Here is a 15,855-nt window from a genome sequence, read left to right on the forward strand (position 1 = left end):
ATAAAAAAATAAAAGAACAGCCTTATTTCAGGCTGTTGATAATTCTACTATATTCTTCTTGATTTGAAAAAGAAATAATGATTTTTCCACTGTCTTTTTTAGATAGTTTAATTTCTACATCTAATCCGAGTAGTTTTCTTAACTGTTTTTCTTCATTTTGTATGAAATGATTCGTTTTTTGCTGTTTCTTTTGTTTTTTCTCTGTCAGAAGAGCTTCTAACTTCCTTACAGAAATATCTTCTTCTATAATCCGTTGAAAGAAATAGTCTTGTTGTTCCTTATTTAACCCAACTAGGGAACGCGCATGGGCTTGTGATAGTTTGCCATTTTCTACTTCTGAGAGAATCTGTTCTGGCAAGGAAAGTAAACGAATGGAGTTGCTGATATATGGACGAGACTTGCCCATTTTATCTGCAATTTCAGCATGGGTGAATCCTTTCTCTACGAGAGATTCATAGGCGCGTGCTTCTTCTATTGGGTTTAAATTTTCTCTCTGTAAATTTTCAATAATGGACTGAACCATCATCTCTTGGTCTGAAATCTGTTTAACAACAGCTGGGATAGACCGTAGACCAGCTAAAAGTGAAGCCCGATAGCGTCTCTCTCCTGCAAGGATTTCATAACCAATAACAGGAGATTGACGAACAATAATCGGTTGAATGACCCCATTTTCTTTGATAGACTGTGCTAGTTCATCTAGTTTTTCTCTATCAAATTCTTTTCGGGGTTGATAGGGATTTTTTTGTATATCTGTGATAGAAATCATTTCAAATTTTTCCATGATTCTACACTAACACATCTTTTCTCTTATGTAAAGCTTTCTTTACATAGATGTCAATTAAGATTCTAAATCACCTGAACTCTTGTCAAGTTTAATAGATGTAGTTTCTTCTTTACCGTTGCGATAGTAAGTGATCTTAATGGTGTCTCCGATAGAATGATTGTAAAGAGCACTTTGTAAGTCTGTTGATGAAGCAATCTCTTTGTCATCTACTTTTGTAATTACATCGTATTTTTCAAGGTGACCATTGGCAGGCATATTACTTTGTATCGAACGAACAACTACACCAGATGTAACATTACTTGGAATATTGAGTCTTCTGATGTCGCTTGTACTCACATTAGATAAATTAACCATCTGGATTCCCAAAGCTGGACGCGTCACTTTTCCGTTTTTTTCTAACTGTTCAATAATATTGATAGCATCATTTGCAGGGATTGCAAAACCAAGACCTTCTACAGATGTTCCTCCATTTGTGGCAATTTTACTTGAGGTAATTCCGATAACCTGTCCTTGGATATTGATCAGTGGGCCACCAGAGTTACCTGGATTAATAGCAGTATCAGTTTGGATGGCTTTTGTAGAAATGGCTTGTCCATCTTCAGATTTTAAAGATACATTTCGATTAAGACTAGATACGATACCTTGAGTGACAGTATTTGCATATTCAGAACCTAACGGACTACCAATGGCAATAGCAGTTTCTCCTACGGTTAACTTGCTAGAATCACCAAACTCAGCTACTGTTGTCACTTTTTCTGAAGAGATTTTGACGACAGCAATATCAGAGAAAGTATCCGCTCCGACAATTTCTCCAGGTACTTTAGTCCCATCTGATAATCGAATATCTACTTTGCTAGCGCCATTTATAACGTGATTGTTGGTGACGATGTAAGCTTCTTTATCATTCTTTTTATAAATAACGCCAGATCCCTCACTAGAGATTTGCTGAGAATCTGTATCAGTCTCATCATTGCCAAATACGCTATTTTGTCTATTTGCTGAATAAGTAATAACGGATACAACGGCATCTTTTACTTTATTAACAGCCTGTGTTGTTGAATTTTCGTTCTTATAGGCAGTTTGTGTAATAGTACTATTGTTGTTAGAGTTGTTTACACTACTTTTTTGAGTTAGTTGAGTTATTGAAAAACTACCCAAGGCTCCACTAAAAAAGCTAATGACGATAACGACTAATAATTGAAACCATTTTTTGTAAAATGTTTTTAGATGTTTCATATTTGCCTCCATATGTTTGAATTACTGAAAGTATAAACTGACTAGCTTAATTATAACTTAAACACAAAAGTTTTACACAAACTGTGGATAACTCTTTTGAAGCTGTGATTTTCTTAATTGAAATCTATTTTTTATTTTGTGAATAAGATGTGAAAAAATAGAGAATATGTTAGAATAGAGTCATGAAAATTAAAGTTGTAACAGTTGGGAAACTGAAAGAAAAGTATTTAAAAGATGGTATCGCAGAGTATTCAAAACGAATTTCTAGATTTGCTAAGTTTGAAATGATTGAGTTATCAGATGAAAAAACACCAGATAAGGCCAGTGAATCAGAAAATCAAAAGATTTTAGAAATAGAAGGTCAGAGAATTTTATCAAAAGTTGCTGACCGTGATTTTGTTATTGCATTAGCTATTGAAGGGAAAATGTTCTCTTCAGAAGAATTTAGTAAGCAGTTAGAAGAAGCTTCTATAAAAGGATTTTCTACTCTTACCTTTATTATTGGGGGAAGTTTAGGATTGTCATCAGCTGTAAAAAATAGAGCCAATCTTTCTGTCAGTTTTGGTCGCCTAACCTTGCCCCATCAGTTAATGAGACTAGTTCTTGTTGAACAAATCTATCGCGCTTTTACGATTCAGCAGGGATCACCCTATCATAAATAAATTGACTTTTAATTGAATTTTTGGTAGAATAATTGTGTTAGGTCTCATAGCTCAGCTGGATAGAGCATTCGCCTTCTAAGCGAACGGTCGCAGGTTCGAATCCTGCTGGGATCAATATAATAGCAAAGCTGGGAATTTTCCCGGCTTTTTTCTTAAAAAAGTACACTTTGGGAGAAAAAAATGACAGTTGAGAGAATTTTATCTAAAACGAAATTCCATTTTGTATAATGGTTTTTGTAAGTTAGCTTACAAGAAAAAACATTTTAGGAGATTTTATTATGAAAAACACAGTTAAATTGGAACAGTTTGTAGCCTTGAAGGAAAAAGACTTGCAAAAGATTAAAGGTGGGGAAATGAGACTTCCAAAAATCCTCCGTGATTTTATTTTCCCAAGAAAAAAGTAATAAAATAAGGGGAAAGAGTAATGAATTTATTTGGATTTGGGACAGTTATTGGTCATTTTTTAATTATTAGTCACAGTTACCGTTTAATTTGTAAAGGTCAAATAAAATCAAAGGAACTATATTTTTTTGGTCTCTATACATTACTAGTAGAAGCAGTACTTGAACTTTCCTTTTATCTTCTATATTTAGATGAAATAGTGATTGAAAGATTTTTATTTCCTTTGGGCCTATATTCCTATTTTCGATGGATTAAACAGTATGAGAGGGATAGAGGACTATTCCTAAGTTTACTACTATCTCTTTTATATGAGAGCACTCATAACTTTCTGTCCGTAACTTTCTCTTCTATAACAGGAGACAATTTTGTTTCACAATATCATGCCCCATTCTTTTTCGTTGTAACGGTGTTGACCTATTTTGTTGTCTTAAAAATCATTCATTATTTCCATTTGGAACTAGCCTATTTTGACAAAGACTACCTCTATCCTTTCTTGAAAAAAGTATTTTTTGCCTTACTACTGCTCCATATTGTATCTTTCGTTTCAGATATGGTAAGTACGGTTAAACATTTGAATAGTTTTGGAAGTATTTTGTCATCTATTGTTTTTATCTCGTTACTTTTGACCTTCTTTGCAATGAATTCGCATAAAGAACAAATGGAAAAAGAGATTGCTTTGAAGCAGAAGAAATTTGAACAGAAACATTTACAAAACTATACAGACGAAATTGTCGGACTGTATAATGAAATCCGTGGTTTTCGACATGACTATGCTGGAATGCTTGTCAGCATGCAGATGGCAATTGACAGTGGTGATTTACAAGAAATTGACAGAGTTTACAATGAAGTTTTGGTCAAAGCTAATCACAAACTGCGTTCAGATAAGTACACTTACTTTGATTTGAACAACATAGAAGATTCAGCTTTACGAAGTTTGGTTGCTCAGTCCATTGTCTATGCTCGAAATAATGGTGTAGAGTTTACACTGGAAGTAAAAGATACGATTACCAAGCTCCCAATTGAACTATTGGATTTGGTTCGTATTATGAGTGTTTTATTGAACAATGCTGTCGAAGGATCGGCTGATAGTTATAAAAAGCAGATGGAAGTAGCAGTTATTAAGATGGAAACTGAAACAGTGATTGTGATTCAGAATTCATGTAAAATGACGATGACTCCTTCAGGAAATCTATTTGCCTTAGGATTCTCCACTAAGGGAAGAAATCGCGGAGTCGGATTAAATAATGTGAAGGAACTACTAGATAAGTACAACAATATTATTTTAGAAACAGAGATGGAAGGCAGTACATTTAGACAAATCATTAGATGTAAGAGGGAATTTGAATGAAAGTTTTAATTTTAGAAGATGTTATTGAACATCAAGTGAGACTAGAGAGAATATTGGATGAAATTTCGAAAGAATCGAATATTCCAATATCATACAAGACAACGGGAAAAGTCCGTGAATTTGAAGAATACATTGAAAACGATGAAGTAAATCAGCTTTATTTCCTAGATATTGATATTCATGGAATTGAGAAAAAGGGATTTGAAGTGGCTCAGCTCATTCGTCATTACAATCCTTACGCTATTATCGTCTTTATCACCAGTCGATCAGAGTTTGCGACTCTAACCTATAAATACCAGGTATCAGCCCTAGATTTTGTTGATAAGGATATCAACGATGAGATGTTTAAGAAGAGAATTGAGCAAAATATCTTTTACACGAAGAGTATGTTACTTGAAAATGAAGATGTGGTGGATTATTTTGACTACAATTACAAGGGAAATGATTTAAAAATCCCTTACCATGATATTTTGTATATTGAAACGACAGGAGTCTCTCATAAATTACGTATTATTGGTAAGAATTTTGCCAAAGAGTTTTACGGTACTATGACAGATATTCAGGAAAAGGACAAACATACTCAGCGATTTTATTCTCCTCATAAGTCATTTTTGGTAAATATAGGCAATATTAGAGAGATTGATCGAAAAAATCTAGAAATTGTTTTCTATGAAGATCATCGTTGTCCTATTTCAAGATTAAAAATTAGAAAATTAAAAGATATTTTAGAGAAAAAATCTCAAAAGTGATTGACAATTAGCAAGAAATTGATATAATGGTTATATCTGCTACAGATAGAAGGTCCGTTGGTCAAGGGGTTAAGACACCGCCTTTTCACGGCGGTAACACGGGTTCGAATCCCGTACGGACTATTTTATCCGCCATAGCTCAGTTGGTAGTAGCGCATGACTGTTAATCATGATGTCGTAGGTTCGAGTCCTACTGGCGGAGTATAGATAAAAGGGAACACAGCTGTGTTCCTCTTTTTGTATCAATTTGTATCACCAAGCATTTTCATAAGGAAGTTTGTTATTTCTTGAGAACTTTCTTTTTTTCCATGTGCAATCCAAGTTTGGCAGACACCAAAAAGTGCATGAGTTAGATAGATGCTACTATATTCTAATTCAGTGGTATTTAGATTCAGTTGCATAAATCGCTTTTGTAAATCTGTACTGAGCATGATATGAAGTTTATTTCGTAAGAAATTTTGGATTTCTTTAGTCCCATTTTCAGAAAGAAGGGCAGCCAGAAGTGGTTCTGACTCTAGATATTCAAAAACTTCTAAAATAGCGTCTCTTTTGTGATGAGCATGTTTTTGAAAAATATATTCAAATGTATGAAATAGCTTGCTTTGATAGTGCTCAATCATATCATACTTATCCTTATAGTGCGTATAGAAGCTGGAACGGCTAATTCTGGCTTTTTCTACTAACTTGACAGTAGAAATTTGATCAAATGGCTGTTCCATCAGTAATTGTACCATAGCATTTTCAATAGTTCGCTTTGTTTTTAAGCGTTTGTTACTTTCTTTCATATTTCCTCCTTATAAACAAATTAGACTATATGTCTAAAAATAGATTTTTTATCTTGTAATTTAGATTTTTTAATGTATAATCTATTATATCAAAATTTTAGACAATATGTTTAAAAAAGGAGAAACTATGTTTAAAGAATGGAAATCAATTTTTAAAAAACCAACCTTTATTATTGTCATAATCGGGATTTCTCTTATTCCAGCTCTGTACAATATCATATTTTTGTCATCAATGTGGGACCCATATGAGCAATTGTCTGACTTACCCGTGGCAGTTGTAAATAATGATAAAGAGGCTTCCTATAATGGTAATACTATGGCAATAGAAAAAGACATGGTGTCCAATTTAAAAGAAAATAAAACCTTGGATTTTCATTTTGTAAATGAAGAGGAAGGAAAGAAGGGATTGGAAGATGGCGATTACTATATGGTAGTGACTTTACCAAGTGATTTATCTGAAAAAGCAGCTTCTATTTTAACGGACCATCCAGAGCAAATGCAAATTGATTATCAGACTTCAAGTGGTCATAGCTTTATTGCCAGCAAGATGAGTGATTCTGCTATGACACAATTAAAGCAGAATGTTTCTACCAATGTAACCAAGACCTATACTAAAGCTTTATTTAACAAAATGGTCGATTTAAAGGATGGCATGAGTCAAGCAGTTTCTGGTATTGAAAAATTAACTGATGGAGCGAATCAGTTAGTGACAGGAAGTCAAACATTAACTACTAACCTACACTCTTTAGCAGCTTCAAGTTTAACATTTTCAAATGGAACGGAGCAGTTTACTAAAGGATTATCCTCTTATATCTCTGGTGTTGAACAACTTCATCTTGGCTTAGGAAATTTTAATAGTGGTTTAGTGACATATACTGGTGCAGTGAGTCAATTAGATAGCGGATTAGGTCAATTAGCTTCTAAAAATCCTGAATTAGTGAGGGGAATTAATCAATTATATATTGGTGTAGAATCTTATACTGGCGGTGTTTATCAGCTCAATACTGGTCTTAATCAATTCTCATCTGGTGTTAGTGCCTATACAAATGGAGTGGGAAGTCTTGCCACAGGTGCTAATCAGTTATCCAATCAATCAGCTACACTTCGAATAGGTGTGGAGCAATTAAGTGAAGGAATTCAACAACTTTCTAGCAAGTTAGATGATTCGTCCGAGCAAAAAGATCGAATTAATCAATTATCCTCGGGTCTGAATCAGTTAAATCAAGCTATTCAAAATATTGATGTTGGAGATACAAAACAATTAGATTCTGTTTTATCAAGTATAGTATCTCTTTCTAATCAAATGTTAGCAAGTGCTCAGTCTGATAAAGCGACTACATTAGCTAATATTCAATCGACAGGAGCTTATCAATCATTGACAAGTGAGCAACAAGCTGAGATAAGTTCTTCTGTATCTCAAAATTCGACTGATAGTATTCAATCGGCTCAGTCAATAATAGCTTTAGTACAAGGTTTACAGGGAAGTTTGGAAAACTTACAAAATCAATCTTCAAATCTTTCGACATTAAAAAATTAAGCTAATCAAGTATTACCGCTTGCTTCTACTTCTTTGACAGGATTGTCAAGTGGATTAACAGAAATACAGGGAGCAGTGACGAGTAAATTAGTTCCTGCTAGTCAGTCGATTGCATCAGGTGTAAACGCATATACTGCAGGTGTTGATAAAGTTTCTCAAGGTGCAAGTCAACTAAGTGAAAAGAATTCCACCTTGACAGGTAGTTTGGATCAACTAGTTTCAGGCTCAAACACCTTGACACAAAAATCTTCTATCTTGACAGCAGGAGTTGGTCAATTAGTTGAAAAAACTCCAGAATTAGTATCTGGTATTGAAAAATTATCAACTGGCTCTAACCAATTGAATCAAAAGAGTCAAGAATTAATGGCAGGAGTTGATAAATTACAATCAGGCTCTAGCCAACTAGCTAACAAATCCAGTCAGTTAATTTCAGGTGCTTCTCAATTAGAAAGTGGAGCTAATAAATTGGCAGATGGAGCTGGGAAGCTAGCAGAAGGTGTAACAAAGTTAACTTCTGGATTGGAAGGTTTACAGACAGGAGTTGCTTCTTTGGGACAAGGATTAGGTAATGCTAGTGATCAACTCAAGTCAGCATCAACGGAATCTAAAAATGCAGAGATTTTGTCAAATCCACTCAATCTTTCCAAAACTGACAATGACCAAGTTCCTGTAAATGGAATTGCAATGGCTCCTTATATGATATCAGTTGCTCTCTTTGTTGCAGCAATATCAACGAATATGATCTTTGTGAAGCTGCCTTCAGGACGTCATCCAGAGAGCCGTTGGGCTTGGTTGAAATCTCGAGCTGAAATAAATGGTATTATAGCTGTTTTGGCAGGAATTTTGGTATATGGAGGAGTTCATCTTATTGGTCTAACGGCTAATCATGAGATGAGAACATTTATTCTCATTATCCTAACAAGTTTAGTATTCATGTCCATAGTGACCGCTTTAACAACATGGAATAGCCGTATAGGAGCTTTCTTTTCTCTTATTTTGCTTTTATTACAGTTAGCATCAAGTGCAGGTACTTATCCACTTGCCTTGACAAATGATTTCTTTAGAGCCATTAATCCTTGGTTACCAATGAGTTATTCAGTTTCGGGATTACGACAAACAATCTCTATGACAGGAAATATTCATCATCAAGTCATCTTACTTGTAGTGATACTAGCTCTATTTACTGGTTTAGGTATGCTAGCCTATCAACCTAAGAAAATGGAGGAAGATTAAAAAATCGACCAAGCAACTGGTCGATTTTTTAAGCCTTAGATAATTTTCGTCTGCGATTATAGATTCCAAATAGTAAGAGAGAAGTAAAGGAACAGATTGTTCCAGTAATAAAACCATTGGGAATAAAGGAAAGTGTAATAGTTCCTTTTCCCTTAGGAACGTCAACTTTCATAAAGCCAGTTTGAGCTTGTTTAATTTCTATTTTCTTACCATTTTGGTAGGCAGACCAACCTTTGTCATAAGGAATGGTGAAGAAAATAGATGTATCTTGTTGAACATCATATGTAGCAAAAACCTTGTTTTTAGAAGTTGATACTGTTACAGGCTGTTCTTTAATTTTTTGAATTGCCTCGGTGAAAGTTTTGGTATCTAAACGATAGAAGGTAGGAGATTCAAATGATACTTGTGAATTTCCAGGGAAACTAACATTGATATTGAAAGTCTTTTTCTCTTTTGTATAGCCTAGATTAAAGAAGGAGAATGCATTATCAGTTGTAAAAGTTTTCTTTTTCCTATTGACAAGGATGTCAACCTTTTTTTGTTTGTCATTAGAAAAGTGAAGGTTTGTGAAAGAAAGATAAACTTGGCTGTTTTCTGGAACTTCAATTTGATACTGGATTGATGCATCTTCATTTGAAGAGCTTGTAACACTAATCAAATCATCAGTATATTCAGTTTTTTCATAAGGTATTGGAGAAAAATAATCAAAATTGACGTTAGCAAGTTGATTTAAAAACGAGGCCTGATTATCTAGAGTATGTTCAGTGAAATTGACATCATTGTAAACAGATTGACTAGCAAAGGCAATCGGAAGAGAGAATTGATTTTCATATAGGGTAAGATTATCTTTTTGATATACATCTTGGAAACCATACTTATCAATAGGGTTTTCTGAGATATTATACTGGATGCCAAATAAACTATCAGCCAAAATACTATTATTGGCATAGCGGAGATTGAGATTAGTCCCAGAGGATTTAAACCCAAGTTTATCCAAAGTAGAGCTTGCTGAACGATTTCGAACAGATGAAAATTGAGAGATTCCATTGTAGTTGAATTTCATACTGTCATTTCCTGTCTGAGTCTCTAGTTTCTCAGTACGAGTAAATTGATTTCCAATATATGTTGAGAAAGATTCCATAGCTGGGATCTCTCGATGATATGAACTTCGAGAAGCAAAGCCCCATTCTTTAGCAATTCCGTCCATTTGAGATGAAGCATTTAAACTTATTTCAACTATTATAAATAAAGAGATTAGAATGGCAAATAGATTCACAGATATAAACTTTTTGATAACTGCAAGGAGTAAAAGCGAATAGACAACCAAAAATTCAAGAGTAAGCAGAATATTCAAATCTGTTAAAAAAGAATAATGTGATTTTAGATAGATGGTAGCTAAAAATCCTGTTACTATAAGAAAAAGCGAAACTAAAAAATTCCAGATTTTAAGTTCTTTCAGACGATTTAAGACTTCCGCTGCTGTGTAAATTAACAAGGTAGAGAAAATCCAAGCATAGCGATGTAAAAACATGTTTGGAGTATGCATGCCTTGCCAAAATAAATCAAGAGCTTCAATATAAAAGCTTGCAATTAGAAATGCAAAGAAGATTGCATAGATAAGTTTCACGTGAAACTTAATGGATGTCAGTGTAAAAAATAAAATGGTCAAAATAAAGGGAAGTAGTCCAACAAAAATCATTGGGATAGCCCCATACTTTGTTGTATCAAAGGAACCGATGAATTGCTTAGCAAAGAGATCAAGATACCAGCTACTTTCAGTTTGAAACTTTGTAACTTCAGTCAATTTTTCCCCATGTGTCTGTAAATCAAACAGAGTGGGAAGAGTCATAATCAAACTAGCCATACCAGCTAAAAAGGAGATAACTATGAAATCAAGAAAAGATGATTTTCGAGTTTTAAAGTCCCAAGAAATTTGGCAGAGATACCAGAAAATAAGAAACAATGCTGTCATATAGCCAAAATAATAATTTTGAATAAATAATATTGACAGACTTGTAAAGTACAAAAGGAGTTTCTTTTCAGTTATAAGTAGGTGTAAACCAGTTATAATTAAAGGAATCAAGATAAAAACATCTAGCCAGGTTTTTATCTCTAATTGACTGACAGTGAAACTCATCAGAACATAGGAAGTAGATAAAGCTAGTTTTAAAGGCTTAGGAATCGATTGAAATAATTTATTTAAACTAAAGTAAGTTGACAAACCAATCAATCCAAATTTTAAGAGAGTGGTCAGATAGACAGCATCTGGCATATTCGACAGATTAAAAAAGTAAACTAGAGGTGAAAGGAAACTTCCTAAGTAATAACTAGATAGGGCATAGAAATTTAATCCGAGGCCACTTGTAAAGGTGTAAAACAGACTACCATTTCCATGTAGGATATTTCGTAAAGCTACATCAAAAATAACGTATTGATGAAAACCATCTCCTAATAGAGGAGAGTTGTCGCTATTCCAGTAGATACCTTGAGATAGGTATACTCCTGTCATAATGATTATGGGAATGATGAAGGAAACAAAATAGGTCCAATATGTTTTAAAAAATAATTTCATGTTACCTCATAAAATGTTAGAAAACTCAGCTGGTTAACCCAACTGAGTTTTGAAGTTTTATTTAGTCTTTCCAAAGTTCTTTAACTTTTGCTTGTACTTCTGCATTTTCTAGGAATTCATCATAGGTTTCATCGATACGGTCAATGACGCCATTTTTAGACAAGACAATGATATGGTTAGCTAGAGTTTGAATAAACTCGTGGTCATGGCTGGCAAAGATGATTGATTCTTTAAAGTTTTTCAATCCATCGTTCAAGCTTGAGATAGATTCCAAGTCCAAGTGATTGGTTGGATCATCGAGGACAAGGACATTTGATTTTAAGAGCATAAGTTTTGAAAGCATGACACGAACTTTTTCTCCCCCTGACAAGACGTTGACAGGTTTGTTAACCTCATCACCAGAGAAGAGCATGCGGCCGAGGAAGCCACGTAGGAAAGTATTATCATCTTCTTCTTTACTTGCGAATTGACGCAACCAGTCAAGGATTGACTCTCCTCCTGCAAAATCTGCCGAGTTATCTTTTGGCAAGTAAGAACGGCTAGTAGTTACTCCCCACTTGACAGTTCCTTCATAGTCAATGTCCCCCATGATTGCACGAATTAATGCAGTCGTTTGGATGTCATTTTGTCCAATAAGTGCTGTTTTATCACCTGGACGCAAAATAAAGCTGATATTATCTAAAATAGTCTCACCCTCAATCTTTACAGTTAGATTTTCTACTGTCAAGAGATCATTACCAATCTCACGCTCCGCTTTAAAGTTGATAAATGGATATTTACGACTAGATGGTACAATTTCTTCAAGTTCAATCTTATCAAGCATTTTCTTACGTGATGTTGCTTGTCTTGATTTAGAAGCATTAGCAGAGAAACGAGCAACGAACTCTTGCAATTGTTTAATTTTTTCTTCTGCTTTGGCATTACGGTCTGCTAGCAATTTAGCAGCGAGTTCAGAAGATTCCTTCCAGAAGTCATAGTTTCCGACATAGAGTTTGATTTTTCCGAAGTCAAGGTCGGCCATGTGAGTACATACTTTGTTTAAGAAGTGACGGTCGTGGGATACTACGATAACTGTGTTATCAAAGTCAATCAAGAAGTCTTCTAACCAAGTAATCGATTGGATATCCAAACCGTTGGTAGGCTCGTCCAAAAGAAGAACATCAGGTTTACCAAAAAGTGCTTTGGCAAGGAGAACCTTTACTTTCTCACCGTTGGCCAATTCGCTCATGTTTTGGTAGTGTAATTCTTCTGGGATATTTAGGTTTTGAAGGAGTTGAGAGGCTTCACTCTCTGCTTCCCAACCTCCAAGTTCGGCAAACTCTCCTTCGAGTTCGGCAGCACGAACCCCGTCCTCGTCTGAGAAATCTTCCTTCATGTAGATGGCATCTTTCTCTTTCATGATGCTATAAAGTTTTTCATTTCCCATGATAACAACATCAATGGCACGTTCATCTTCATAGTCAAAGTGATTTTGACGGAGAACAGAGAGACGTTCATCTGGACCAAGAGAGATGTGACCAGTAGTAGGTTCGATATCTCCAGCTAAAATTTTTAAAAAGGTTGATTTTCCGGCACCATTAGCACCGATTAATCCATAAGTATTTCCTTCTGTAAATTTGATATTGACATCATCAAAAAGTTTGCGATCACTAAAACGTAGTGAAACATCAGATACTGTAAGCAATGTTTTTCTCCTATATGTGTAATATATTTATTCTACTAGAAAATACGGAAATATTCAAATTTTTATCTGTCAATTTTGTGTAAATTATATTTACATTATACTTTACACAAATCCGTGAATAGTAAGGTTGATTTATTTTGATAAATTGCGGTTATTTCATTAAAAAAATGCTATAATTGAAGGGACTATATCGAAGGAGAACAAAATGACTAAACCCATTATTTTAACAGGAGACCGTCCAACAGGAAAATTGCATATTGGACATTATGTTGGAAGTCTCAAAAATCGAGTATTATTACAGGAAGAGGATAAGTATGATATGTTTGTGTTCTTGGCTGACCAACAAGCCTTGACAGATCATGCCAAAGATCCTCAAACCATTGTAGAGTCTATCGGAAATGTGGCTTTGGATTACCTTGCAGTTGGATTGGATCCAAGTAAGTCAACTATCTTTATTCAAAGCCAAATTCCAGAATTAGCTGAGTTGTCTATGTATTATATGAATTTAGTTTCATTAGCACGTTTGGAGCGTAATCCAACTGTCAAGACAGAAATTGCTCAGAAAGGCTTTGGAGAAAGTATTCCGACAGGCTTCTTAGTCTATCCAATCGCTCAAGCAGCTGACATCACAGCTTTCAAGGCTAATTATGTTCCTGTTGGGACAGATCAGAAACCAATGATTGAGCAAACTCGTGAAATTGTTCGTTCTTTTAACAATGCATATAAATGTGATGTCTTGATAGAGCCGGAAGGTATTTATCCAGAAAATGAGAGAGCAGGGCGTTTGCCTGGTTTAGATGGAAATGCTAAAATGTCTAAATCACTCAATAATGGTATTTATTTAGCTGATGATGCGGATACTTTGCGTAAAAAAGTGATGAGTATGTATACAGATCCAGATCATATTCGAGTGGAAGATCCAGGTAAGATTGAGGGAAATATGGTTTTCCATTATCTAGATGTTTTTGGTCGCCCAGAAGATGCTCAAGAAATTGCTGACATGAAAGAACATTATCAACGAGGTGGTCTTGGTGATGTGAAGACCAAGCGTTATCTACTTGAAATATTAGAACGTGAACTTGGTCCTATTCGTGAGCGCCGTATCGAATTTGCTAAGGATATGGGAGAAGTTTATAATATGCTTCAAAAAGGTAGTGAAAGAGCGCGTGAAGTTGCAGGTCAAACCCTATCTGAGGTTAAAGGAGCAATGGGACTTCATTACTTTAACTAAGTTTATTTTACAAGAAACTATCATTTCTATCTCGAAGAAAAGATAGTTTTTTATTTACCCCTGTAACATTTGACAAATTTTTATAGAATGGTATGATAGATACAATATAAAAAGAGTCAAGCTCAAAAATAAAGAAAAGAGGAAACTTCGAATGTCTAATTGGGACACTAAATTTTTGAAAAAAGGTTTTACCTTTGATGATGTATTGCTTATTCCAGCTGAAAGTCATGTGTTGCCTAACGATGCAGATTTAACAACTAAATTGGCAGATAATTTGACTTTAAATATCCCAATTATTACCGCTGCCATGGACACAGTTACAGAGAGTCAAATGGCCATTGCTATTGCTCGTGCAGGTGGTCTCGGAGTTATCCATAAAAACATGTCAATTGCTCAACAAGCAGACGAGGTTCGTAAGGTAAAACGTTCTGAAAATGGAGTTATTATTGATCCCTTCTTCTTGACGCCTGAACATACAATTGCTGAAGCAGATGAGCTTATGGGACGTTACCGCATCAGTGGTGTTCCAGTTGTTGAAACACTTGAAAATCGTAAATTGGTTGGTATTTTGACAAACCGAGATCTTCGTTTTATTTCAGATTATAACCAACCAATTTCAAACCATATGACTAGTGAAAATCTTGTGACTGCTCCTGTGGGTACAGATCTTGCAATAGCTGAGAGCATTCTTCAAGAACACCGTATTGAAAAGCTTCCGTTGGTAGATGAAGAAGGTCGTCTTTCTGGTTTGATTACTATCAAAGATATTGAAAAAGTTATTGAGTTTCCAAATGCTGCTAAAGATGAGTTTGGTCGTCTACTAGTTGCAGGTGCAGTAGGTGTTACTTCAGATACATTTGAACGTGCAGAGGCTCTTTTTGAAGCAGGAGCGGATGCGATTGTTATTGATACTGCACATGGTCATTCTGCAGGTGTCTTGCGTAAAATTGCTGAGATTCGTGCTCACTTCCCAGATCGTACTTTGATTGCTGGAAATATTGCAACTGCTGAAGGTGCACGTGCCCTTTACGAAGCAGGTGTAGATGTTGTCAAGGTTGGGATTGGACCAGGTTCTATCTGTACTACTCGTGTGATTGCTGGTGTTGGTGTTCCGCAAGTAACAGCGATCTACGATGCTGCAGCTGTTGCGCGTGAATATGGAAAAACGATTATTGCTGACGGTGGAATCAAGTATTCTGGAGATATTGTAAAAGCCCTTGCTGCAGGTGGAAATGCAGTTATGCTTGGATCAATGTTTGCTGGAACTGATGAAGCTCCAGGCGAAACTGAAATCTTCCAAGGACGTAAGTTTAAGACTTACCGTGGTATGGGATCAATTGCTGCTATGAAGAAAGGTTCAAGCGATCGTTACTTCCAAGGTTCTGTCAATGAAGCAAACAAACTTGTTCCAGAAGGAATTGAAGGTCGTGTTGCTTATAAAGGTGCTGCAGCTGATATTGTCTTCCAAATGATTGGTGGTATTCGCTCTGGTATGGGTTACTGTGGTGCAGCTAACCTTAAAGAACTACACGATAATGCTCAATTTATTGAAATGTCTGGTGCTGGTTTGAAAGAAAGCCATCCTCATGATGTACAAATTACTAATGAGGCACCAAATTATTCTATGTAAAA

The 15,855-nt window shown here is 35.2% G+C and carries 11 protein-coding genes, 3 tRNA genes and 1 pseudogene; 10 read left to right on the forward strand and 5 right to left on the reverse strand.

Features of this window, described 5'->3' with window-relative positions:
* Positions 1–22: 22 nt before the first annotated feature.
* On the reverse strand, positions 23–781 hold the full coding sequence (locus tag HT671_RS00875) for a ParB/RepB/Spo0J family partition protein (RefSeq protein WP_000410378.1): 759 nt from the start codon (positions 779–781) through the stop codon (positions 23–25).
* Between the two features lie 57 nt (positions 782–838).
* On the reverse strand, positions 839–2,020 hold the full coding sequence (locus HT671_RS00880) for a S1C family serine protease (protein ID WP_000681604.1): 1,182 nt from the start codon (positions 2,018–2,020) through the stop codon (positions 839–841).
* Between the two features lie 182 nt (positions 2,021–2,202).
* Between HT671_RS00880 and rlmH the strand changes: the two genes are divergently transcribed.
* The 7 genes from rlmH to HT671_RS00915 all read left to right on the forward strand — a co-directional run bounded on the left by rlmH (position 2,203) and on the right by HT671_RS00915 (position 5,383).
* On the forward strand, positions 2,203–2,682 hold the full coding sequence (rlmH, locus tag HT671_RS00885; RefSeq protein WP_000695932.1) for a 23S rRNA (pseudouridine(1915)-N(3))-methyltransferase RlmH: 480 nt from the start codon (positions 2,203–2,205) through the stop codon (positions 2,680–2,682).
* A gap of 40 nt (positions 2,683–2,722) precedes the next feature.
* A tRNA-Arg gene (locus tag HT671_RS00890) sits at positions 2,723–2,796 on the forward strand.
* Positions 2,797–2,960: 164 nt separating this feature from the next.
* Entirely contained in the window at positions 2,961–3,086 is a 126-nt protein-coding gene (comC, locus tag HT671_RS00895; protein ID WP_000799687.1) for a competence-stimulating peptide ComC, read from the forward strand.
* A 20-nt stretch (positions 3,087–3,106) separates the two neighbouring features.
* On the forward strand, positions 3,107–4,432 hold the full coding sequence (comD, locus tag HT671_RS00900; protein ID WP_001048117.1) for a competence system sensor histidine kinase ComD: 1,326 nt from the start codon (positions 3,107–3,109) through the stop codon (positions 4,430–4,432).
* A complete protein-coding gene (gene comE / locus HT671_RS00905) occupies positions 4,429–5,181 on the forward strand; it encodes a competence system response regulator transcription factor ComE (protein ID WP_000866065.1) in 753 nt (250 codons plus the stop codon). The genes comD and comE overlap by 4 nt, the downstream gene beginning before the upstream one ends.
* A 51-nt stretch (positions 5,182–5,232) precedes the next feature.
* Positions 5,233–5,304, forward strand: a tRNA-Glu gene (locus tag HT671_RS00910).
* A 5-nt stretch (positions 5,305–5,309) separates the two neighbouring features.
* Positions 5,310–5,383, forward strand: a tRNA-Asn gene (locus HT671_RS00915).
* Positions 5,384–5,423: 40 nt separating this feature from the next.
* Here HT671_RS00915 and HT671_RS00920 read toward each other — a convergent pair.
* The gene (locus HT671_RS00920; RefSeq protein ID WP_119919413.1) at positions 5,424–5,966 is read right to left on the reverse strand and encodes a TetR-like C-terminal domain-containing protein; all 543 of its coding nucleotides are present in this window, start codon (positions 5,964–5,966) and stop codon (positions 5,424–5,426) included.
* Between the two features lie 127 nt (positions 5,967–6,093).
* Between HT671_RS00920 and HT671_RS00925 the strand changes: the two are divergent.
* Positions 6,094–8,736 (forward strand): annotated as a pseudogene (locus HT671_RS00925) (YhgE/Pip domain-containing protein).
* A gap of 28 nt (positions 8,737–8,764) precedes the next feature.
* On the opposite strand, the gene HT671_RS00930 reads toward HT671_RS00925, so the two are convergent.
* Positions 8,765–11,308: a YfhO family protein gene (locus HT671_RS00930; RefSeq protein WP_172923004.1), complete on the reverse strand. Its 2,544-nt coding sequence runs from the start codon at positions 11,306–11,308 to the stop codon at positions 8,765–8,767.
* Positions 11,309–11,369: 61 nt separating this feature from the next.
* Complete coding sequence (locus HT671_RS00935) at positions 11,370–12,992, reverse strand: ATP-binding cassette domain-containing protein (protein ID WP_119919415.1); 1,623 nt, start codon at positions 12,990–12,992, stop codon at positions 11,370–11,372.
* A gap of 205 nt (positions 12,993–13,197) precedes the next feature.
* Here HT671_RS00935 and trpS point away from each other — a divergent pair, with 205 nt between their 5' ends.
* Together trpS and guaB are read left to right on the forward strand one after the other, a co-directional pair.
* A complete protein-coding gene (trpS, locus tag HT671_RS00940; protein ID WP_057488307.1) occupies positions 13,198–14,223 on the forward strand; it encodes a tryptophan--tRNA ligase in 1,026 nt (341 codons plus the stop codon).
* A gap of 151 nt (positions 14,224–14,374) precedes the next feature.
* Complete coding sequence (gene guaB / locus HT671_RS00945) at positions 14,375–15,853, forward strand: IMP dehydrogenase (protein ID WP_000073402.1); 1,479 nt, start codon at positions 14,375–14,377, stop codon at positions 15,851–15,853.
* The last annotated feature ends 2 nt before the right edge of the window (positions 15,854–15,855 follow it).

This window comes from Streptococcus sp. 2741 (assembly GCF_013276315.1).
Lineage (GTDB): Bacteria > Bacillota > Bacilli > Lactobacillales > Streptococcaceae > Streptococcus > Streptococcus pseudopneumoniae.